Source organism: Rhizobium sp. Root1203 (genome assembly GCF_001424945.1).
GTDB lineage: Bacteria > Pseudomonadota > Alphaproteobacteria > Rhizobiales > Rhizobiaceae > Rhizobium.
The window spans coordinates 48156-69992 of record NZ_LMCW01000014.1 but is presented as its reverse complement, the minus strand read 5'-3'; the positions used below and the strand labels follow the sequence as shown (position 1 = coordinate 69992).

General features: G+C 61.2%; 17 protein-coding genes. 7 read left to right on the top strand and 10 right to left on the bottom strand.

Annotated features, from left to right (window positions below; translation table 11 throughout):
• Positions 1-21: 21 nt before the first annotated feature.
• From ASC97_RS17090 to ASC97_RS17080, 3 genes are all read right to left on the bottom strand, one after another.
• Positions 22-1608 carry an ABC transporter substrate-binding protein gene (locus tag ASC97_RS17090; RefSeq protein WP_057469552.1) on the bottom strand — a complete coding sequence of 529 codons (1587 nt, stop codon included), beginning with the start codon at positions 1606-1608 and terminating at the stop codon, positions 22-24.
• Positions 1605-2300, bottom strand: coding sequence for a helix-turn-helix domain-containing protein (locus tag ASC97_RS17085; RefSeq protein WP_200959488.1), 696 nt, complete (start codon positions 2298-2300; stop codon positions 1605-1607). Before ASC97_RS17085 ends, ASC97_RS17090 begins: the two co-directional genes overlap by 4 nt.
• 213 nt (positions 2301-2513) lie before the next feature.
• Positions 2514-4226 carry a dihydroxyacetone kinase family protein gene (locus ASC97_RS17080; protein ID WP_057469550.1) on the bottom strand — a complete coding sequence of 571 codons (1713 nt, stop codon included), beginning with the start codon at positions 4224-4226 and terminating at the stop codon, positions 2514-2516.
• Between the two features lie 365 nt (positions 4227-4591).
• On the opposite strand from ASC97_RS17080, the gene fba reads away from it, so the two are divergent.
• The gene (fba, locus tag ASC97_RS17075; protein WP_057469549.1) at positions 4592-5656 is read left to right on the top strand and encodes a class II fructose-bisphosphate aldolase; all 1065 of its coding nucleotides are present in this window, start codon (positions 4592-4594) and stop codon (positions 5654-5656) included.
• 8 nt (positions 5657-5664) lie between these two features.
• On the opposite strand, the gene ASC97_RS17070 is transcribed toward fba, so the two are convergent.
• The 7 genes from ASC97_RS17070 to ASC97_RS17040 form a co-directional block, all read right to left on the bottom strand.
• Entirely contained in the window at positions 5665-7410 is a 1746-nt protein-coding gene (locus tag ASC97_RS17070; protein WP_057469548.1) for a glycerol-3-phosphate dehydrogenase/oxidase, read from the bottom strand.
• A gap of 60 nt (positions 7411-7470) precedes the next feature.
• Entirely contained in the window at positions 7471-8976 is a 1506-nt protein-coding gene (locus ASC97_RS17065) for an FGGY-family carbohydrate kinase (RefSeq protein WP_057469547.1), read from the bottom strand.
• Between the two features lie 37 nt (positions 8977-9013).
• Complete coding sequence (locus tag ASC97_RS17060; RefSeq protein ID WP_057469546.1) at positions 9014-9856, bottom strand: DeoR/GlpR family DNA-binding transcription regulator; 843 nt, start codon at positions 9854-9856, stop codon at positions 9014-9016.
• Between the two features lie 133 nt (positions 9857-9989).
• Positions 9990-10937: a D-ribose ABC transporter substrate-binding protein gene (locus ASC97_RS17055; RefSeq protein ID WP_057469545.1), complete on the bottom strand. Its 948-nt coding sequence runs from the start codon at positions 10935-10937 to the stop codon at positions 9990-9992.
• Between the two features lie 113 nt (positions 10938-11050).
• The gene (locus tag ASC97_RS17050) at positions 11051-12103 is read right to left on the bottom strand and encodes an ABC transporter permease (RefSeq protein ID WP_057469544.1); all 1053 of its coding nucleotides are present in this window, start codon (positions 12101-12103) and stop codon (positions 11051-11053) included.
• A gap of 23 nt (positions 12104-12126) precedes the next feature.
• A complete protein-coding gene (locus ASC97_RS17045; protein ID WP_057469543.1) occupies positions 12127-13671 on the bottom strand; it encodes a sugar ABC transporter ATP-binding protein in 1545 nt (514 codons plus the stop codon).
• A complete protein-coding gene (locus ASC97_RS17040; RefSeq protein ID WP_057469542.1) occupies positions 13668-14324 on the bottom strand; it encodes a DUF2291 family protein in 657 nt (218 codons plus the stop codon). Before ASC97_RS17040 ends, ASC97_RS17045 begins: the two co-directional genes overlap by 4 nt.
• 793 nt (positions 14325-15117) lie before the next feature.
• Here ASC97_RS17040 and ASC97_RS17035 point away from each other — a divergent pair.
• From ASC97_RS17035 to ASC97_RS17010, 6 genes are all read left to right on the top strand, one after another.
• Positions 15118-16695, top strand: a complete 1578-nt coding sequence (locus tag ASC97_RS17035; protein ID WP_057469541.1) for an FGGY-family carbohydrate kinase — start codon at positions 15118-15120, stop codon at positions 16693-16695.
• Positions 16696-16734: 39 nt separating this feature from the next.
• Positions 16735-18246 carry a glycerol-3-phosphate dehydrogenase gene (locus ASC97_RS17030; protein WP_057469540.1) on the top strand — a complete coding sequence of 504 codons (1512 nt, stop codon included), beginning with the start codon at positions 16735-16737 and terminating at the stop codon, positions 18244-18246.
• A gap of 10 nt (positions 18247-18256) precedes the next feature.
• Positions 18257-19189: a TIM barrel protein gene (locus tag ASC97_RS17025; RefSeq protein WP_057469539.1), complete on the top strand. Its 933-nt coding sequence runs from the start codon at positions 18257-18259 to the stop codon at positions 19187-19189.
• A gap of 72 nt (positions 19190-19261) precedes the next feature.
• Positions 19262-20197, top strand: coding sequence for a sugar-binding transcriptional regulator (locus ASC97_RS17020; RefSeq protein ID WP_057469538.1), 936 nt, complete (start codon positions 19262-19264; stop codon positions 20195-20197).
• A gap of 96 nt (positions 20198-20293) precedes the next feature.
• Entirely contained in the window at positions 20294-21070 is a 777-nt protein-coding gene (locus tag ASC97_RS17015; protein ID WP_057469537.1) for a DeoR/GlpR family DNA-binding transcription regulator, read from the top strand.
• Positions 21067-21837, top strand: coding sequence for a triose-phosphate isomerase (locus ASC97_RS17010; protein WP_057469536.1), 771 nt, complete (start codon positions 21067-21069; stop codon positions 21835-21837). The genes ASC97_RS17015 and ASC97_RS17010 overlap by 4 nt, the downstream gene beginning before the upstream one ends.

The following is a 21837-nucleotide window of genomic DNA, read 5'->3' as shown; positions in this document are numbered from 1 at the left end:
CGCTCCCTTATTGGAACCGGACTATTCTTTCATTTCCATGAGCCGGAACGTGAAGCCGAAACCGGCGAGGTTGTAAGCCTTGGACGGATCGGAGAGCGCAGGCACGGAAACGCGGTTGCTGGCGGCGAAGACGGCCGTCTGGTCCTGACCGAAGATCGAAGGCGCTAACGCGATCAGCCGCTTGTTCAGGTCGGTGTAGATCTTCGCCCGCTCTTCGTCGCTGGACGCCTCGCGCCCCTTTTGAAGCAGCGCGTCGACTTCGCTGTCCTTGAGATATTCGGGCGACATCCACGTGCCTGCCGCGCTCGAATGATACATGCTGTAGAGCAGCGTATCGGGGTCGCCGCTCATCGTATTGACGAAGACCTGGCTGATCTCAGGCGTGTTTTCCGGCTTCGAGACCTGTTCGGAGAAGAGCGCCCACGGAAGCTTCTTCACCTGTGTCTTCAGACCGAGTTCGGTAAAGTTTGCCTGCATCAGCAGTGCAAAGCGTTCCTCGAGCGGCACTTCGCCGATCCATGACACATTGATGTTGATGTCTTCGGGCTTGTACTTGCACTTTGCCAGATGTTCCTTGGCCTTATCCATGTCACGCTTGATCGGCTGGTCGGCCGGGAGCGAGCCGAGCATTCCGACCGGAATGGCGCCCGTCGCCGGGCTGCCCTGCGAGACCTTGTCGTTGATGGCGACCATCTTGACGCCGGTTTCGTAGTCGAAGGCGTAGGAGACGGCCAGGCGGCACTCGACATCGTCGAAAGGCGGCTTGGTGGTGTTCATCTTGATGTAGAACTCCGTCGTGCCCTTCTCCGCCAGCAGTTGGGCGCCGCCTGCTGCCAGCGACTTCAGCACTTCAGGGGGCAGCCACTGCGAGGAAATGTCGTGTTCGCCCTGCGCAATCAGGGTGCGGACAGTTGCGGCTTCCAGGCCGTAGCGGAAGCGGACGGTATCCGGCGCCTTCGCCGGCACTCCCAGGAAGTAGGTGGCGCTTTTCGCCATGACCGTCTCTTCCTGCGGATTGTGCGAGACGACGCTGTAGGCACCGCTGCCGGCGCCATGGGTCGACAGATACCCCTGCCCCCAATCCTTCATCTCGCCGTCGCCAGCGCCGAGGTTCGCCATCACCAGCTTCTTGTCCACGATCGGCAGGCGCGTCAGCGACGAAACGAATGGCGCGTAAGCCTCCTTCAACGTGAACTTGACCGTGGTGGGGCCGACGGCTTCAGCCTTTTCGACGTTTTCGAAGAGATAGGAGAGACCCGCACCGAGTGCCTTCATTCTGTCGAGGGAGAAGACGACGTCCTCTGCCGTCATCGGATTGCCGCTTTGGAATTTTACGTCCGTGCGCAGCTTAAAGGTATAGGTCGTGCCGGTGGTTTCCCACCCGGTTGCCAGCAGCGGATCGTAGCCCGGCTGTCCCGGCTTCGGGATAACAAGCGTATCGTAGACGTTGAACATCAGGACGGAGTCGGCATAGTCGGAGGCCTTCGCCGGATCGAGTTCGCCGACCGGCGATTCATCGAGCCTGAGGACGGTCTCGGCCTTGGCAAAGGTGCAGAACGATGTCGCGGCCAGGAGAGCGACGGCGAGCATCTTGAAACTGGATCTCATTTTTTGTTCCCTTTATTTATCTTGAGCTTTTTAGGAGCGCTGCGCAGACTCACCGCGCGCTTGACGACAAGGCTCGTTTCCGGATCGCCCGAAGGCATACCGTCACCAAAGACGTCCATGGTGCAGGTGTGAAAGATGGTCGTCGGTTCCGTCGTATGGTTCCAGGTGGCGTGCGTACGGGTCGACGGGAAGTGCGCGGAATCGCCCGCTTCCAGGATCATCCGTTCACCATCGACCTCGAGGGTCAGGGAACCCTCGACAACGAAAAAGATCTCCTCCCCTTCGTGCGCCATGGGTTCGCTTCGGAAGCCCGGCGGCTCGTGGATCAACGTGCTTCGAAGGACGTTGCCGGGAAAAGCCGCGGACAGGCGTTCGTAGGTGACTGCGCTGCCCGGAACGCCGCCGAGTGCATATACCGGTCGCGTTTCCCGGCGCGTCACCGGCGCATCGCTGCGCGGCGATTTGAAAAACGATCCGACGTCGACCTTGAGGACTCTGCAAACGGCGACCAGCGACGTCAGGGAGGGCACGGTGATCCCCCGTTCGATCTGCGAAATGAAGCCCACGGAAAAGCCCGCCTGATCGGCCACCTGCTGCAACGTCAGCTTGAGCTGGCGGCGACGGTCGCGCAGCCGCTCTCCAAGCGTAACCTCGCCTTCGTTCTCTCCCGCCTGCGCGGCCTTGTCAGTCACCAGCGTTCCACCCATTTTTTAGTATTACTTCAATGAAACCATAAAATCGCTCGCTGTCAAACGGTTTTTAGCAATACTAAAAAAAGGGATGTTGCGGGGAGCGTCCTCAGGAGGCACCAGAACACTTCGCCAGCAGGCAACCCGCGCGCTGAAGATACCGGCTTCGACCGGCCAGCCGATCCGCCGCAGCGGACGCGACCAGCCAGCCGTCGCTTAGCGTGACCGCCCGATGAAATCGGACACCACGGCTGCGACCATGGCAAGCGATACCGCTCCAGCGTCCGGATGGCCGATACTCCTTTCGGCGAGCGGCCTGGCGCGGCCAAGGCGTGGCGTGAGTACAGAGGTCGCCTTGGCTGCATCCTGTGCCGCGCCGGCAGCAGTTTTCCACGCCCGGGCAAGCGGCCTGCCTGCCGTTGCCTCGCCAGACAGGGCTTCCACGAACGGCACCAGCGCGTCCACAAGCGTCTTGTCGCCGAGCCGTGCGCGACCGAGATGGGTTACGCCATCAAGGGCGAGCCGAGCACCATCGGCGATCGCCTTGTCATCCGGCGCATCGACATCGGTCAAAGCATTGCTCCAGGATCTCAGCAAAAGACCCCAGATCGCGCCGGACGTGCCTCCTGCCCGGTCGGCCCACGCGTCGCCGGCAAGAGCCAGCGCGGTTTGTGCGCCGGCGCCGGCTTCGACCGCCGCAGAAATGGCTCTCGCTGCAGCATCCGAACCGCGCCGCATCCCCTGTCCGTGATCGCCGTCACCGGCCACGGCATCGATCCTGCCCAGTTCGGCTTCTTCCTTCTTCAACATCGCCGCGATGTCGACGAATAGCTCGCTGATGCAGCGTGCCACTTTGCGTGACGCTTCGGAAGCCACGGGAATCGTTGGGGTGACTTCCTCGTCGACGACGGTGTCCGTCCTCAGGTCCGCGGGGATCGTACGTCCCATGCGGAAAGCAGGTGCGTCGCATGGCGCGCTCCAATAACGTTCCAGTTCGTCGTCGAGCCAGGTCAGCGTCAGCGAGCAGCCCTGCATATCGAGGCTGGTAACGAATTCTCCTGCCTGGGGATCGACCAAGTCGAGACCTGCCGCCTTCAATTTCTCCTGCACTGCCGTCCACAGCACGAAAAGCTCTTCGTATTTGGTCGATCCAAGCCCATTGAGCACAGCAGCAACCCGGTCACATCCCTCTGGTCTTTCCGCCAGCAGCTTGCCGGTCAGAAGAGCCGCAAGATCGGTAGCGGTTGCAACGTCCTGTTCGTTGATGCCCGGTTCGCCGTGGATGCCGAGGCCAAGCGCCATACGCCCCTTGGGTACGGTGAAAAGCGGCTCTTTGGCGCCGGGCAGCGTGCAGCCCGCAAACGCCACGCCGAAGGACACCGTGCGGTCGTTGGCCAACCGTGCAATCCTTTCCACTTCATCGAGTGGAAGCCCCGCTTCGGCCGCCGCACCGGCAATCTTGAAAACGATGAGATCCCCCGCGATGCCGCGCCGCAAGGCGTGCGTTTCGGCTGGAGCGCTGGCCACATCGTCGGTCACCGCAACGATACGCACATCGATCCCCTCGGCGCGCAGGCGCTCGGCGGCAACGCCGAAGTTCAGGACGTCGCCGGCATAGTTGCCGAACCCGACAACAATGCCACCGCCGTTGTCTGCATGGCGGCAAACACGGGCTATCGCTGCGGTCGAGGGCGATGCGAACACATCGCCGGCGACGGCGGCATCCGCCAGACCAGGCCCCACGTAACCGGCGAAGGCCGGATAATGCCCGGACCCCCCGCCGACGACGACCGAAACCTTGCCCTTGGGCACCGTCGTCGCACGAACGACGCCGTTGCTGACGAGACGCACATGGCTTGGATAGATCTGGCAGAAACCGGCAAGTGCGGTGGATGCAAATTCTTCGGAAGCATCAAAGATCTTGGTCATAACGGTCCTCTGTTACGCAGCAAATGTGCGCCGTAGATTGTCGCGGTGAGCAGAGCCCAGTGCGTCACCGCCACAGCGCTGGCAGACGAGCGCTGTTGAAGCGTTCTGAAGCCGATATTTGAGCAATCCCGATTCGAGCGCAACCCGCTGTCATCACATCGCCATATATATTATAACTATTAAAATATCATGATATTTGTGATATTGTGATTATCGCTTGTTTCATTTTTCCCCCTGTGCCATGCTATTCTGCATAACTTATGCTTCCCTTGGAAGGAGCGGGCTCGACCCGCCAACAAGGCCCGAGCTCTAATTTCGTCGTCAAACAGGCATTTCGTTCGACCATCGACATGGGGAGATCTTAGATGGCACGCATCACGCTGAGGCAGTTGCTGGACCACGCTGCGGAGGAAGGCTACGGCGTTCCTGCCTTCAACATCAACAACATGGAACAGGCGCTTGCCATCATGGAGGCCGCGGACGCGTGTCATGCGCCCGTCATCATGCAGGCGTCGCGCGGCGCGCGCGCCTATGCCAACGACATCATGCTGAAACACATGATGGACGCCGTCGTCGAAATCTACCCGCATATTCCTGTCTGTGTGCATCTCGATCACGGGAACGATCCGTCGAGCTGCATGACGGCGATCCAGGCCGGTTTCACCTCCGTGATGATGGATGGCTCGCTGAAGGCCGACGCCAAGACGCCCGCCGACTGGGCCTACAACGTCGGCGTCACCAGGATGGTAACCGACATGGCGCATCTCGGCGGCATCTCGGTCGAAGGCGAACTCGGCGTGCTCGGCTCGCTGGAAACCGGCATGGGCGAAGCCGAAGACGGGCACGGCGCCGAGGGCAAGCTCTCGCACGACCAACTGCTGACAGACCCGGACGAGGCCGTGAAGTTCGTGCGCGAAACGAAGGTCGACGCACTGGCGATTGCCATGGGCACCTCGCACGGAGCCTTCAAGTTCACCCGACGGCCGGATGGTTCGGTGCTGGCGATGAACGTCATCGAAGAGATCCACCGCAAACTGCCCAACACGCATCTCGTCATGCACGGCTCCTCCTCGGTCCCGATCGAACTGCAGGAGATCATCAACAAGTATGGCGGGCAGATGAAGCCGACATGGGGCGTGCCGGTCGAGGAAATCCAGCGCGGCATCAAGAATGGCGTGCGCAAGGTGAATATCGATACCGACGGCAGAATGGCGATGACCGGCCAGATCCGCCGCGTGCTGCAGGAAGACCCGAGCGAATTCGACCCGCGCAAATATCTGAAGCCGGCGATGGCCGCGCTGACCAAGCTTTGCAAGGAACGCTTCGAACAGTTCGGCACGGCCGGCATGGCAGGCCGGATAACCCCGCTCACGGTGTCGGAAATGGCCAAGCGCTACAAATCAGGATCGCTCGATCCGGTTTTCTCCTGAGCCGCAGCCTATACTGATGCCGGGCGCGGTGCCTTTTCCGGTCCGGCTGCAGGCGTCTTGCTTGTCAGCATCTGCCCGTGGAACTTTTCAAGCTGGGTGACGACGTCCTCTATCTCGCCGGCGTTGCGCTCGGGGCTCCAGCCGAGCGCGGCCCCGGCAACCCCGGCGATTTCCCTCAAGCCCTCGAGCGTCAGCTTGCCCTCGATGGCAAGCGTCGTCCGGCGAAGGACGATATCCGCGAGATGGACTACAAGCTCGTTTCGAGCGATCCAGTCGATCTCCTTGAGGCTATATGCCGGCGCGCCCGTCAAACGCTGCTCGTCGGTATATGCCGAAGCGAAAGCCAGCAATGCCGTAGCCGTCGTGCCATAGCGGCCAAGCAATTCGTCGACGCGGTCTACGGCTATTCCGGTCCGCGCCGCAGTTTCATTGATCCAGACGCTTCGGTGTTGCCCATCCGCCGGAAAAGCCTTTCCACCGCCGATCGGCAGGTAGCGGGTCGATTGCCTGCGGGCGTGCTGCAGGCGCGCAAGCACGGTATCGGCGACTTCCTCCGCAAAGCCGCGGAAGGTGGTCCATTTGCCGCCGACGAGCGAGACGATCGGAAACGGCCTACCCGGTTCCGGCTCCTTCACGGGTGCGGAGTGATCGCGACTGATCAGCCCCGGCGCCGTCGCATCGGAAGCAGGCAATGGACGAATGCCGCTATAGCTGTAGACGATCTGCTCGCGATCGAAGCGAAGCGTCGGAAGCAGCGAGCGGAGGCTTTCGAGGAAATAGTCGGTCTCCGGTTCCTCGCAGCGGACATTTTCCGGATCGTCAGCCGGGGTGTCGGTGGAACCGACGAGCGCCAGGCCGAGGTAACTGTATACGAGGCAGATACGCCCATCGTCGGCCTCGAAATAGATCATGTGGCCGTTCAGGCTGCGAACCAGCTCGGGGTGATCGAGCAGAATATGGGAACCCTTGGTGCCGCCGATCATCCGGGAGGGAGCGCCGAGCGCACGATTGACTTGATCGATCCAGGGGCCTGCGGCATTCACCACCAGCCTGGGTGTGATTGCGAATTCGCTGCTGTCCGATCGCCGAAATGTCAGGCGCCCGCTGGAGACGGCTGTCAGGGATGCAAAATTGGCAGCAAGGCTCTTCGCATTTGCCTCGAGCCCATCCTTGACCAGCTCGTAGACGAGCCGCTCTGGCCTGCTGATCTTGGCATCATAATAAATGCCGCCCGCGACGATCGCCGGTGTGATGTGCGGCATCTCCTTGCGTGCCTGCCTCTTGAGGATCAACCGGTGGCGCGGCATGACCTGGTCGCGTGATCCGAAAAAATCGTAGAGGCCAAGCCCGATCTTGATCAGCACAGCTCCGCGGCTGCGCGGCGCGGTCTTGGAGCCGAGCATCGTGCGCAGCGCCGCCCAGATACCTCGTGTCCAGGAAAAGACCGGAATGAAGGTCGGCAATGGTTCGACGCAATGCGGAGCATTCTTCAGCAGCAGGTTGCGCTCGAGCGTCGATTGGGCGACCAGGCCGAATTCGCCCGTCTCGAGGTATTTCAAGCCGCCGTGAATGAGGCGTGACGGTGCAGCGCTCGTTCCGGAACCGAAATCCGCTTTGTCGACGACCACGCAATTCACCCCTTGCGCTGAGAGGTCACGAAACAGGCCGGCGCCGTTTATGCCCGCCCCAACGATCAAAACGTCGATGTCACCTTCTCCAAGGTTCGAGAAGCGCTGCTGCATGTCGGGTGTCATGATCTTTTCGTCCTAAAATGCCCGGCAATTTACGCCGGGGCGTCTGCCTCAGCTTGTTGATTACTCCGACGCAAGGGCCGCAATCTTCGGCCAGAGGGGCGTCATCGCTTCGGCGATCTCGCGGAAAACCCGGTAGCGATTTTCGTAGTCGGCGCTGCGCGCGGCATCCGGCAGGCATGTCTTCGCGATGCGGGTGACGTCGCGCGGATCGCTTTGCGGATCGGCATAGATGCCGACACCGGATCCGGCACAGAGAGCTGCGCCCCAGGCCGCGGCCTCGTCCGTTTCGGTTACCGTCACCGGCATGCCGAGCACATCGGCGAACATCTGCACGACCAGGGGATTGCGCGAGACGCCGCCCGCAAGCCTTGCCTCCTCGAACGCAAAGCCGTCGCGGAGGGCATCGACATGAACGCGGTGATTGAAAGCGATGCCCTCGAGCACGGCCCGCAGCATGTCGCCACGGTCGTGCCAGCCACCGAGGCCGAAGAACCCGGCGCTGGCCGCGGCACCATAGGGAGAACCGAACAGATAGGGATGGAAGAGCGCGGTCGACGGCCGGTCGAAGGCCGCTTCGATCTCCGGTGCCAGCAGCGCATGAATGGAACTGCCTTCTTTCAGTTCGCCGGCGCAGAGCTTGTCCAGAAACCAGTCGTAGTTGGCGGTCGACGCGGGCGAGATCGACATGCTGTTCCAGATGCCGGGCGAGATCCCGTTGCGGCAAAACCACCGCCGATCGACCCGCGGTTCGGACGATAGCGTCTCGTTGATCGAATAGGTGCCGGCGATGATGGCAACGACGTCCTTTGCGTAGCCCCCTGCTCCGAGCGCCGACGCGGTGACGTCATGCAATCCCGCGACAACGGGCGTTCCCTTGGCAAGCCCGGTCAGATGCGCTGCTTCATGCGTGACCCACCCGACAATCTGGTCGGAGCGCGAAGCCGGCGGCAGCGCATGAACCAGGTCCTGCAAGCCGAAGAGCCGGAGCGCGTCCTTGCTATATTCCTGCGTCCTGACATCGGTGAAAGACGTGCTCGCCTCTGTGCGATCCGTACCGATGATGCCCGTCAGGCAGAACCGAAGCCAATCCTTGCAGCTCAAGACATGCTTGATGCGCGCGAACCGTTCGGGCTCCATGTCGCGGATCCACGCAAGAAGCGCCGACGGTGCGGAAACGTGCGGGATTTGGCCCGTGAGTTGAATGGCATGGTCGGCAACATTGCTTTCCATCCACCGATCGACGAAACCGCCCGCCCGGCTATCCAGTGACAGGATGGCGCGGCCTAGAGGTTTCTGTTCCTGGTCGAGCAGATAGATGCCGTCGCCATGGGCCGTTGCCGCAATGCCTTGGATATCGCTTGCCGGGCGGTTGCTGAGCGCAATCGCTTCACGGATCGCGTCTGCCGTCGCGCTCCACAATTCGTTCATGTCCCGCTCGATATGGCGGGCCTTTGGAACGAACTGCGTGACGCGGCGGCGGGCCACCGCGAGCGGCGTCCCGTCAATATCGAAGATGACGGCCTTCGTGACCGTCAGGCCACTATCGATCCCGAGCAGACTCGGCATTCACTTCTACCTCGCTAACAGCAACCGGCCTGTCCCGTCACGAGCGCCCTCCGGCGCCCTTGGCGATGACGACGTTGATATCCCGGGACCGCATGCGGTCGATGTGCACGGGCTGGGTCTTGTCGTCGACGATGACGACGTCGAACTCGTCCAGTGCTGCGAAACTGTGGAGGGCGCGCCGCTCGAACTTCGTGTGATCGGCGAGCAGGATACGCTTGACGGAACTGTCGAACATGGCGCGCTTGGTATCGACCGTCTCGGGCGACTGGTGAAGCACCGTGCCATCGCTGATCGCCGACATGGAAATGAAGGCGACGTCAGCCCTGAGCCCCTTGATTTCGCTGATGGTCATCCGCCCCATGAAGGCGTTGCACCAATTGTAATAGTGGCCACCGAGAGCAAGCAACGTCACGTCGTGCATTCCCGTCAGCGCGTTCATCAGCGTCAGGGAGTTGGTAATCGCGGTGATCGGCACCTTCGACGGCAAATGCGCCGCCATTTGGAGTACTGTGGTCGAGTCATCGAAGAAGATCGCCTGTCCCGGCTCGACGAACTGCATGGCCGCCTCGGCAATCATTCTCTTCTCTGCGGCCTGGCGGTTCGAACGGTAGACGTCGCTGGATTCGATGAGATTGGTCGCAGCGGCGGTAACGATGCCACGTGTCTTTCTGAAGAGCCCGCGGCTGACCAGTTCATCGACGTCGCGATGGGCCGTCATCAGGCTGATCCCGAAACGGTCGGTCAGGTCTTCGATCCGCATCGAGCCTTCACTCATCACGGCCTCGGCAATCATCCGCCGACGCGCGATCTGCCGCGTCTGCCGGCTGTCGCTGGTTAGCTGGTCCAACAGATCTTCGCCCTGGCTCGTCTTCTGTGTCACGGGTCACCCTTGTCGCTGATTTCTGGATCAGAGCTTCGTACAGAAATTGCCGTGCCAAGGCAAAAAAGTGAAACGGAACGGACGGTTGCCCGCAAGCATTGCAAGGGGCGCCCTTTCGAGCGCCCCTCGTTGATTACTGCGACAGAACGAACGGACCCGTGTACTTGTCGACGTTGTCCTTGGTGATCAGCAGGCAATCGAAGAGCTGCTTTTCGCTCTTTGCACCCGTGCTGCCATTCTTGATAACGTTGTCGGCCTGCTTCACGGCTTCTTCGGAGAAAACCGCAACCGGCTGAAGGACGGTGTACTGGAGTTCGCCGGCCTTGATGGCCGCAACGGCATCCGGAGAACCGTCGAAACCGCCGACCTTGATGTTGGCGAGCTTGCCGGCTTCCTTGAGGGCAGCGATGGCGCCGAGCGCCATTTCATCGTTGCCGGAAATGACGCCGATGATATCGGGGTTCGCCTGCAGCATGGACTGCATCTTGTTGTGGCCCTGGGTACGGTCCCAGTTGGCGACTTCCTTGGCGGCCTTCTTGAGGTCAGGATACTGCGAGAGCACCGTCTCGTAGCCGTTGGAGCGCGTAGCGGCATTGTTGTCGGACGGTGCGCCGAAGAGCTCGGCGTAGTTGCCCTTGTCGCCGACCGCTTCGACCCACTGCTGGGCACCGAGTGCCGCACCCTGGGCGTTGTTCGAAACGAGCTGCGCCTTCGCCAGGCCTTCCTGGTTGATTTCAGCGTTGACGAGGATGACCGGAATGCCTGCGGCAACGGCCTTCTTCACCGCACCGACAGAGCCGTCGGCATTCGCCGGGTCGAGGATGATCGCGACCGACTTGTTGGTTATCGCCGTGTCGATCAGGTTGCTTTCGGTGTTGGTGTCACCCTTGTGCGCACCGACGGATGCCGTGTAGCCAAGCTTTTCGGCTGTCGCCTTGGCAACATTGCCTTCCGTCAACCAGTACGGGTTCGACGGATCGTTGACGATGATCGTCATCATGCCAGCTGCCCAGGCCGAACTCGCGAGGAGCGGTGCAACAGCTACGGCGGCGAAAAGAATGCGCATGCCTCTCTTAAACATAGTCTCTCTCCCATTAGTGAGCTTCGTTGTTACCGGAGAACCCGGCGGTGCTTTCCCCAATCGGCTATTTCGAAATCCAGGCTGCCGTCGCGGATAAGTTTCAGTCAGAGCCGTCAGGACGATTTGACCCGACGACCGTATTGGATGCTGTTCATGAGGACGGCGAGAACGATCACCGCACCGGTAAAGACCGTCTGCCAATAGGCAGAGACGCCGATAATGACGAGGCCGTCCGACAGAAAGCCGATGACGAAGGCGCCGAGCATGGTGCCGCGAACCGTGCCCCGGCCGCCAGTCAGAGCTGCCCCGCCGATGACGACGGCTGCAATCGCCGTCAGTTCGTAGGTGGTGCCCGCCGTCGGGCCAGCCGAGGTCAGCTGCGACGAGAGCACCAGACCGGCGATCGCGGCACACACGCCGGAAAGCACATAGACGATGATCTTGACGCGCTTGACAGGGACGCCGGACAGATCTGCTGCCCGTTCATTGCCGCCCGAGGCATAGAGCCAACGTCCGAATGCGGTGCGGCTGAGCACGATGCCGCAAACGATCGCCAGAACCGCAAGCACGATGACCCCGATCGGGATGCCGGCAAGGCGGTTGAAGCCGAGCCAGTCGAAGCCGGTATTGCCGAGTTCGGGACGGCCGCCGAGATTGTTATAGGTCAGGCCGTTGGTCATCAGGAGCGCGATGCCGCGGGCCACGTAGAGCACGCCCAGCGAGGCGACGAAGGCCGGCACCTTGAGATAGGCGATCAGCACGCCGTTGACTGCACCGACCAGTGCACCGAGCGCACATGTGATGACGACGACGGCCCAGACCGGCGGATAGAGGATGATGCCTAAATTATTGAGAGTGACGCCCTGCATCAGGAACCCTGCAATGCAGCCCGCAAGCCCAAGGGTCGAGCCGACCGATAGGTCGATGCCGCCATTCAGGATGACGAGAAGCATGCCGATCGCCAGAATGCCGAAGATGGCGACGTGCGAGGCCATGATCAGAAAGTTGTTTAGCGTGAAATAGTAGGGCGACAGGAACGAGAAGACCGCGATGATGACGATCAGCGCAAAGAATGCCCGGCCTTCCAGGATCAGGCGCACGATGTTGGTGTTGCGCTTCTGCCCGTCGGAAACTGACTTCTTTTCGGTGAGGTTCGTGACTGACATAATCAGTGCTCCATAGTTCCGGGCTAGTGCGCGACCACGGCTTCGCCGGAGGCGGCCATGATCTTTTCCTTGGTGACATCCGAGGCGAACTCGGCCGATATCTTGCCGCGGTGCATGACGATGATGCGGTGCGCGATGCTCAGGCATTCATTGACTTCGGACGTCGAGTAGATGACCGCCAATCCCTGCTTCGCGCGCTCGGCCAGGAGCTTGAAGACTTCTGCCTTTGCGCCGATGTCGATCCCGCGGCTCGGTTCATCGAGCAGGATGACTTTCGGCTGCGTTGCCAGCATTTTGCCGATGACGACCTTCTGCTGGTTGCCGCCGGACAGGGAACCGATCGGCGCCGCGCCACCATCTGTCTTTACATGCACACGCCGGATTGCATCGTTGACGAGATCGCGCTCGCGCTGACCGGAGGTAAAGAGGCCCCTCGTGAACGCGCGAATGCTCGCAAGCGACAGGTTGGAGCCGACGGTCATCGTCTGAACGAGGCCATCGCGCTGGCGATCTTCGGGCACGAGGACAAGTCCGCTGGCAATGCGACCGGCGATGCTCAGTCCGCCGACGTCCCGTCCTCCGAGGAGAACCTGTCCGCCACTCGAACGCAGACGGCCAGCGACGCATTCGAGGAGTTCCGTGCGTCCGGCCCCCATCAGCCCGTAGATGCAGACGACTTCGCCGGCACGCACCTTGAGCGACAGGCGATCGACCGCGTTGTAGGCGGCGCCGGAGGGACCCGGAACACTGAGATTTTCGATGGAAAGTGCAACGCCGCCGAACTGATGGCTTTCCGGCGGGCTGCCAAGATCGAAATTCTCGCCGACCATGTTGCGGACGATCCACTCGAGATCGATGTCCTTGCGTTCGGCATAGGCGGTCATGTTTCCGTCGCGCAGCACGACGGCATGATGGGTGATCTGCAGCGCCTCTTCCAGGTGATGCGAGATGTAGACGATCGAGACGCCGCGGCTCGTCAGGTCGTGGATGACCTTGAAGAGAACTTCCACCTCGGTGGCACTCAGCGCCGAGGTCGGTTCGTCCATGATCAGGATGCGCGAATTGACCGAAAGGGCGCGCGCAATCTCGACGATCTGCTGCTGGCCAAGACGGAGATCCTCGACGCGCGTCAACGGATCGATGTCTTCCTCCAGTTCTTCCATGAGCGCCCGCGTCTGGCGCTCCTCCTCGGCGAAGTCGACGACCCCGCCCTTGATGATCTCCCGTCCCATGAAGATGTTGTCACGGACGCTGAGATTGGGAGCGAGACTGAGTTCCTGGTGAATGATGGAGATTCCGCGTTCGCGCGCATGGGTCGACGAGGTAAAGCTGATGGGCGCACCATCGAGGATGATTTCGCCGGAACTAGGCTGGACCACACCCGAAAGGATCTTCATCAAGGTTGACTTGCCGGCCCCGTTCTCTCCGAACAGCGTGGTGACCTGGCCACGATGAATGTCGAAGTTCACACCCTTGAGGGCGTGAACATTGCCGTAGGATTTGGCGATGTTGCGAGCGGCGAGAACGACTTCGCCTTTTGCTGAGTTATTAATGTGCGGCTGACTCATTTGACCTCGACCTTGACAGGCGTGACGAGCCAGTTCTTCGGGTTGATGAGCTTGAAGACGCCGACCACCGTCGCCTGCTTGCCATCCAGGGTGTCGGGATCGAGGCTGCCGAAAACCGCCTTCTTCATCTCGTTGTTGATGGCCGAACCGGCATCCTGGTACTGAATCTGATTGGTGAACTGGCCAAATTCGATGGTGCCCGTTGCATCGCGGAGGTCCGTGCCGTTGACCGCGGGACCGGTCTGGACACGGACCACCGTCTCGGGAGGCAACCCATCGATCTTCATCTCGTTGGTGTTAGACTTGCGGGCGCCGAAGACGCCGGTCAGCGTAACCGGGATGACCGGCCCGGTGCTCGTTGCAGTCCCGAATTTTTCGGCGGCGGCCTTCTTATCGGCGGCGATGGCGGTCGCAAGGTCTGCCGCCGCAACGGCCCGCTCCTCGACATTCGCCTTGATCTTCGGAAACTGTTCGGCACCGAACGTCTCCGAAGAAAACGCCTGCTGCCGTACATCGTTTTCAGAGCCGATCTTGACGACCGTCGTATCGACCGCAATTGCGCCGACCACGACGATGGCCAGTACCGCGCTCACGATAAGCTTGCGATTGCCGCCGCTTGGCTTTGATGTTGCATATTCGGGCTGTGTGCTCATGTCTGAACGGCCTTTGACTTGAAACGGCGAGGTGGAGAAGGCTAGCGCGACGGCGATCGCAGACGGGCGGGAGCACTGAGCAGCAGCGGAATGGAAGCCGGCAGCTGATGCTCTAGAGCGCAAGTCTGGACGAAAATCCGCATAGGAAGCCTCCTCAACAAAGACCGGCGCCTGTCTCCTCCAACCGCCTTGGCCTGCAATACCATCAGGAAGCACGCTTCCGTGATAGAACTATGTTATTTATGTCGGCTACAATGTTATAAATCTTAGAGGCTGTCAACGGTGCCTCCATAAGAAATTGACCAGATAGACGGCGCTTCACATACTGCCAACGGTGGTGCAGTGCAGCAAAAATTGGCAGTGGGCGCACAATCCATCGCTGCCAGAGGCTCAACTTAAAATGTATACAACTGCTTGTTTTTCCTACAGCAATCTAAATAGTACACTGCTCGGTCGTCGCCGACGACCATGGTGAAGTCGGCCAGCACGCAGGCATCTTGCCCTGTTCCTATTCCGTTTATTTTAAATGAAAAAATTTTCATTGCTAGAAAATTATTACTAGCAATGTGATATCTTTATGTTATATTTTGCGACGAGGCTCATGCGAGGTTTCGGCTAATCGTTCGATGTGGAATTTGCACAGTGCCGCGCGCTAGCCGCAGCCCTAGAAAGACTGAAGTTGGTAGCCGGATGCATCATCTCAACGAATTTGGCCAATCGGGAGGACGTCATATGAATTGGACGCGCGTATTGCCCGCCGCGGTGTTTGCAATAGTGGCGATATAGTCCTTCGATGACATCGACCCAGAAGATCATCATCGGGATAGATGCCGGTACCTCCGTCATCAAGGCGGTCGCCTTCGACCTTTCCGGACGCCAGATCGCCACGGCCTCCGTGCGCAACAGGTACGCGACCGGCGACGACGGAGCCGCAACGCAGTCGCTGGGACAGACCTGGCTCGATTGCGCCAGCGCATTGCGCGGCCTCGGGGAAAAGGTACCCGATCTCGCGTCGCGCACCACGGCCATGGCCGTTACAGGACAGGGCGACGGTACGTGGCTCGTCGGCCGCGGCAATACGCCGGTCGCCGATGCCTGGCTGTGGCTCGACGCACGCGCAGCGCCCACGGTCACGTCGCTCGCCGGCGGAAACCAGAACCGTGCCCGCTTCGAGGCAACAGGCACCGGGCTCAACACCTGCCAGCAGGGTGCGCAACTCGCGCATATGGACCGCTTCTTGCCGGATCTTCTGGACCGGGCCGAGACGGCGCTCCACTGCAAGGACTGGCTCTATCTCAACCTGACGGGCGTTCGGGCAACCGATCCGTCCGAAGCGAGCTTCACGTTCGGCAATTTCCGGACGCGCGAGTATGATGCGGTGGTAATCAATGCGCTCGGCCTCGATCATCGGCGTGCGCTCCTTCCCGAGATCATCGACGGCACCGAGATCAGCCACGCGCTGACCGCCGAAGCCGCGAAGGCATGCGGGCTCCTTGCCGGAACGCCGGTCTGCCTCGGCTATGTCGATATGGTGATGACGGCGCTTGGCGCAGGCGTGCGCAGCGGCGCCCGCAATGCAGCCTGCTCGACGATCGGTTCGACAGGCGTACACATGCGCGCCAAGGCCGTTGCCGACGTCCAGCTCAATCGCGAGGGAACGGGCTATGTAATCGCCCTGCCCATTCCCGGCATCGTCACCCAGGTGCAGACGAATATGGGCGCCACCATCAATATCGACTGGATCCTGGAGGTCGCTGCCTATCTGATGGCCGAGGCGGGCAAGACTGCTTCGCACGCGGATCTCATTGCGCGCATCGACGGCTGGTTTGCTGAAAGCCGACCGGGCTCGGTGCTCTACCATCCCTATATCTCCGAAGCCGGCGAACGCGGGCCGTTCGTCAACGCCAACGCGCGCGCTGGCTTCACCGGGCTTTCGACGCGGCATGGTTTCCCGGACCTGCTACGCAGCGTGGTCGAGGGACTGGGACTTGCGACGCGCGACTGCTATGCGGCGATGGGTGCAATGCCTGAAGAGCTGCGCGTCACCGGCGGCGCCACGCGCTCAGCCGCCCTGCGCCGTTCGCTCTCGGCTGCCGTCAACGCACCGATCCGGCAGTCGCGCCGCGATGAAACGGGAGCCGCAGGTGCGGCGATGATGGCGGCGGTAGCGGTCGGCGTCTATCCCAGCATGGACGATTGCATTGCCGACTGGGTGACGCCGCTTCTCGGGGACGGGGAGATTCCGGATGTGGCCGAGGCTGCCCGGTTCGACCGGCTGTTTTCTGCCTACACGGACGTTCGCCAAGCAATGGTGCCCGCCTGGGACATGCTCGCCGGAGCCGCAACGTCTTCGTCGCCGACAGGCGAGTAAATCGAGTTCTGATGCAGCAATACATCGAGGGAGTATGACATGACCGAACCCGAACTCCTGGATCTCTTCGTCATCGGCGGAGGCATCAACGGCGCGGGGATCGCGCGCGATGCAGCGGGCCGCGGCCTGAAGGTGGCCTTGTGCGAAAAGGACGATCTGGCGCAGGGAACCTCGTCGCGCTCGGGCAAGCTGGTCCATGGCGGCCTGCGCTACCTCGAATACTACGAATTCCGCCTGGTGCGCGAAGCCTTGATCGAGCGTGAAGTGCTGCTCAACGCGGCGCCGCATATCATTTGGCCGATGCGTTTCGTCCTGCCGCACAGCCCTCAAGATCGGCCGGCCTGGCTCGTGCGGCTCGGCCTCTTCCTCTATGACCATCTCGGCGGCCGAAAAAAGCTGCCGGGATCGCGCACGCTCAACCTCTTGCGCGATCCGGAAGGAACGCCGATCCTCGATCAATATACGCGCGGCTTCGAATACTCCGATTGTTGGGTCGACGACGCCCGCCTCGTGACCCTCAACGCGCTCAGTGCGGCGGAAAAGGGCGCTTTGGTTCTGACCCGTTCACCGGCCGTTTCGGCCCGCAGAGAAAACGGCAGCTGGATCATCGCGACGAAGAACAGTCTGATAGGCGAGACGCGAACCTTCCGCGCAAAATGTCTCGTCAACTGCGCCGGTCCCTGGGTAACGGACATCATCAACCGCGTCGCAGGTTCCAGTTCCAGCCGCAACGTGCGCCTCGTGAAGGGCAGCCATATCATCGTGCCGAAGTTCTGGGCGGGCTCCAACGCCTACCTGGTGCAGAACCATGACAAGCGCGTCATTTTCATCAACCCCTATGAGGGTGACAAGGCGCTGATCGGGACGACCGATATCGCCTACGAGGGCCGCCCCGAGGAGGTCTCTGCCGACGAGACGGAGATCGATTATCTGCTGACGGCCGTGAACCGCTACTTCAAGGAAAAGCTGCGCCGTCAGGACGTGCTTCACAGCTTCTCCGGCGTTCGTCCGCTTTTCGACGATGGCAAGGGCAATCCGTCCGCTGTTACCCGCGACTACGTCTTCGATCTGGACGAGACAGGCGGCGCTCCCCTGCTCAACGTCTTTGGCGGCAAGATCACCACTTTCCGTGAGCTTGCCGAACGCGGCATGCAGCGCCTGATCCATATTTTTCCGAACATGGGCGGAGACTGGACCGAGAAAGCCCCCCTGCCCGGCGGCGAAATTCCGAATGCCGACTACGAGACCTTCGCCAACGGCCTGCGTGACGCCTATCCCTGGATGCCGCGCAGGCTCGTGCACCACTATGGCCGCCTCTACGGCGCCCGCACCAAGAACGTGGTTGCCGGTGCGACGGGTATCGAGGGGCTCGGGCGCCATTTCGGCGGCCAGCTCTACGAAGCCGAGGCCCGCTATCTCGTCGCCACGGAATGGGCGGCGGCGGCCGAGGATATCCTCTATCGCCGGACCAAGCACTACTTGCACCTGAGCGAAGCGGAGCGTGCCGCCTTTGGCGAGTGGTTCGCTTCGACCCGCCTTGCCGCAGCCTGAAGGAGGTCCGATGCCGTTAACTCTTTCCCTCAACACCAATCCGCTGGTAAACCGCTTTGCGGATCCCGATGACCTCATCGACACGGTTGCCCATGCGCTTCGCATCCGCGACCTCCAGCTCACGCATGAATTCATCAATCCGAGCTGGCAGGCGCCGGTCATCAGGCGATTGACCCGCGCTATGGACAAGGCGCTGCAGCGCACCGGCGTTCGGGTAACCTCCGGCATGACCGGCCCTTACGGACGCCTCAACCATTTCGGCCACCCGGACGCCGATGTCCGGCGTTATTACATAGAGTGGTTCAAGACCTTCGCGGACATCGTTGCCGATCTCGGTGGAGATTCTGTCGGGACCCAGTTTGCAATCTTCACCTACAAGGATTTCGACGATCCGGCGAGACGCGAAGCGCTCATCGAGATCGCGATCGACTGCTGGGCGGAGGTGGCCGAGCATGCGCACGCAGCCGGTCTCTCCTACATATTCTGGGAACCGATGAGCATCGGCCGGGAATTCGGCGAGACGATCTCCGCGAGCCTTTCGCTGCAGGAGCGGTTGACGGCTGCGAAAATGGCTGTCCCGATGTGGATGATGGCGGATATCGATCACGGCGATGTCACGTCCACCTACTCAGCCGATTTCGACCCCTATGCCTGGGCGCGTGCCGTTCCGCCGGTGTCGCCGATCATTCACATCAAGCAGAGCCTGTTGGACAAGGGTGGGCACAGGCCGTTCACGGCCGAGTTCAACGCGAAGGGCCGCATCCAGCCGGCACCGCTGCTGCACGCCTTTGCCGAGGGCGGGGCAAAAGACAATGAAATCTGCCTCGAACTCTCCTTCAAGGAACGCGAGCCCAACGATCGTCAGGTCATCCCTCAGATCGCCGAAAGCGTCGCCTTCTGGGCGCCGCATATCGACACCGGCGTCGCCGACTTGAACATCTGACACGGAGACCACTAAAAGGCAGCATCGCGATGCGGCGGATTCGCCGTCTTCGACATTCGAAAGGGAGCCGTGATGACGGACGCCGATGATACGCTTGCCGTACGTGCTGCCTGGCTCCACTACGCGGGTGGCCTTACCCAGTCCGAGGTCGCCCGACGCCTTGGCGTGCCATCGGTGAAGGCACATCGACTGATCGCGCGCGCAGTTGCCGATGGCGTCGTGAAAGTCACGATCGACGGCGATATCGTCGAATGCGTCGAGCTGGAGATGCGCCTTTCCGAACGGTTCGGGCTTCAGTATTGCGAGGTCGCGCCGGATCTCGGCGAGGAAGGGCTGCCGCTTCGCGCGTTGGGGCACGCAGGCGCGGGCTATCTCAAACGCGAGATCGAGCGCGGCGACAATACCGTCATCGGCCTTGGCCACGGCCGTACGCTCTCTGCCGCAGTCCAATATATGCCACGGGTAAGTGCGAAAGACCTGCGCTTCGTCTCGTTGCTCGGTGGCCTGACGCGAAACTATGGCGCCAACCCCTATGACGTGATGCACCGCATCGCCGAGAAGACCGGAACGCATGCCTACGTCATGCCTGTTCCCTTCTTTGCCAATACCGGCGAGGACCGCGAAGTCCTGAAGGCGCAGCGCGCCGTCAAGGAGGTCTTCGATCTTGCCAACAATGCCGATCTGAAGCTCGTTGGCCTGGGAACCGTCGACGCCGAGGCGCAGCTCGTTCTGTCTGGCATGGTGGAGCCCGGAGAAATCCAGGCCATTGCAGCAGCAGGTGGCGTCGGTGAAATCCTCGGGCACTTCTTCGACGCAGATGGCCATATCCTTGATACGCCGCTGACGGCTCGCACGCTTTCGGCATCGTTCCCGAAGACCAAGAAGGAGCGGCTCGTGGCGCTGGCTGGCGGACAGGCAAAGGTGCCGGCCATCAGGGCAATCTTAAACAGCCGCCGCCTTTTTGGACTCATCACCGACGAACGCACCGCAAAGACGCTCCTGGCATAGTGCGAAACACAACATAATTTGATCGCAAAATAACATCACTAATGTTGCTTATCACGACAATTCCGTTATCTTATCTCAAAACCAGTGGAGACCGGAATGAAGCGGGAAGAGCGGCAGCAGCTCATCGTCAATCTGCTCGTCGAAAACAAGACCGTCGACCTAGATGATCTTGCCGATCGCTTCATCGTGTCGAAGATGACGATCCATCGCGATCTCGACGATCTCGAACAGGCCGGCGTCTTGCGCAAGGTACGAGGCGGCGCGACGATCGACGCCGGAACGCAGTTCGAGAGCGACTTCCGTATTCGCGAGAGGCAAGGCAACGAAGCCAAGATCGCCATGGCACGAAGCGCGCTGGAGCTGGTCGAACCGGGCATGACCGTGATGGTCAACGATGGTTCGATGGCCGCCGTGCTGGGCGAAATGCTGCTGCAGAAGCGGCCCCTGACCGTGATCACCAACAACGCGGCGATCATGGAGCGGCTGAAAGGCGAGGCCGGCCTCACGCTGATCGGCCTCGGCGGCATCTATTCGGCGAAGTTCAGCGCCTATCTCGGCGTCGTCACGGAAGAAGCGCTGTCGCGGCTGAGAGCCGATATCGCGTTCATTTCGACCCCCGCCGTCAGCGGTAGGCTCGCCTATCACATGGACGACAACGTCGTGCGCGCCAAACGGGCAATGATAGCATCGTCGGCCAGGACCTGCCTCTTGGTCAACCACCAGAGGATCGGCCATACAGCGCTGCATGTCATGGCGGATCTGGCCGACTTTGACGCCATTATTACCGACAGGGCACCTGACGCTGCTGTCCTGGAGGAATTCGAGCGGGCGGGCATCACGCTCACCGTCGCATCAACACAGGATCCGACATGACCGAAAAACCGCGTTTCTGGGTTGGCACCAGCTGGAAGATGAACAAGACGCTTGCGGAGGCGCAGCACTTTGCAAAAGGGCTCGAAGCTGCCGATGCCGCAGGCGACCCTCGCATCCAGCGCTTCGTCATTCCGCCTTTTACAGCCGTGCGCGAGGTCAAGTCGATGCTTGCGAAGACCTCCGTGAAGGTCGGCGCACAGAACATGCACTGGGCTGACCAGGGTGCCTGGACCGGCGAAGTCTCGCCGCCGATGCTCAAGGACTGCAATCTCGATATGGTCGAGCTCGGGCATTCCGAGCGTCGCGAACATTTCGGCGAGACCGACGAAACCGTGGCCCTGAAGACCGAAGCTGCCGTGCGCCACGGCCTCATTCCTCTGATCTGCATCGGCGAGACCCTTGCCGACCGCGAAAGCGGGAAGGCCGCCGAAATTCTGGCCGCGCAGGTGCGGGGTGCGCTTTCGAGACTCTCCGGCGACCAGAAAGCCGCCGAGATTCTTCTTGCCTACGAACCGGTCTGGGCGATCGGCGAAAAGGGCATCCCGGCAACCGCAGACTATGCGGATGCCCGCCAGGCCGAAATCATCGCCGTCGCCGAGGAGGTACTCGCCCGGAAGATCCCCTGCCTCTACGGCGGCTCGGTCAACCCGCAGAACTGCGAGGAACTCATCTCGAGCCCGCATATCGACGGGCTTTTCATCGGCCGCTCGGCCTGGAACGTCGAAGGTTTCCTCGACATCCTGGAAAAATGCACCGCCAAACTCTGA

Excerpts from the sequence above, each read along its gene's own strand:
- ASC97_RS17070 (WP_057469548.1), bottom strand. The coding sequence starts at position 7,410 with ATGACACCCGACATGCAGCAGCGCTTCTCGAACCTTGGAGAAGGTGAC.
- fba (WP_057469549.1), top strand. The coding sequence starts at position 4,592 with ATGGCACGCATCACGCTGAGGCAGTTGCTGGACCACGCTGCGGAGGAA.
- ASC97_RS17090 (WP_057469552.1), bottom strand. The coding sequence starts at position 1,608 with ATGAGATCCAGTTTCAAGATGCTCGCCGTCGCTCTCCTGGCCGCGACA.
- ASC97_RS17065 (WP_057469547.1), bottom strand. The coding sequence starts at position 8,976 with ATGCCGAGTCTGCTCGGGATCGATAGTGGCCTGACGGTCACGAAGGCC.
- ASC97_RS17015 (WP_057469537.1), top strand. The coding sequence starts at position 20,294 with ATGAAGCGGGAAGAGCGGCAGCAGCTCATCGTCAATCTGCTCGTCGAA.
- ASC97_RS17020 (WP_057469538.1), top strand. The coding sequence starts at position 19,262 with ATGACGGACGCCGATGATACGCTTGCCGTACGTGCTGCCTGGCTCCAC.
- ASC97_RS17010 (WP_057469536.1), top strand. The coding sequence starts at position 21,067 with ATGACCGAAAAACCGCGTTTCTGGGTTGGCACCAGCTGGAAGATGAAC.
- ASC97_RS17035 (WP_057469541.1), top strand. The coding sequence starts at position 15,118 with ATGACATCGACCCAGAAGATCATCATCGGGATAGATGCCGGTACCTCC.
- ASC97_RS17080 (WP_057469550.1), bottom strand. The coding sequence starts at position 4,226 with ATGACCAAGATCTTTGATGCTTCCGAAGAATTTGCATCCACCGCACTT.
- ASC97_RS17045 (WP_057469543.1), bottom strand. The coding sequence starts at position 13,671 with ATGAGTCAGCCGCACATTAATAACTCAGCAAAAGGCGAAGTCGTTCTC.
- ASC97_RS17030 (WP_057469540.1), top strand. The coding sequence starts at position 16,735 with ATGACCGAACCCGAACTCCTGGATCTCTTCGTCATCGGCGGAGGCATC.
- ASC97_RS17025 (WP_057469539.1), top strand. The coding sequence starts at position 18,257 with ATGCCGTTAACTCTTTCCCTCAACACCAATCCGCTGGTAAACCGCTTT.
- ASC97_RS17040 (WP_057469542.1), bottom strand. The coding sequence starts at position 14,324 with ATGAGCACACAGCCCGAATATGCAACATCAAAGCCAAGCGGCGGCAAT.
- ASC97_RS17050 (WP_057469544.1), bottom strand. The coding sequence starts at position 12,103 with ATGTCAGTCACGAACCTCACCGAAAAGAAGTCAGTTTCCGACGGGCAG.
- ASC97_RS17055 (WP_057469545.1), bottom strand. The coding sequence starts at position 10,937 with ATGTTTAAGAGAGGCATGCGCATTCTTTTCGCCGCCGTAGCTGTTGCA.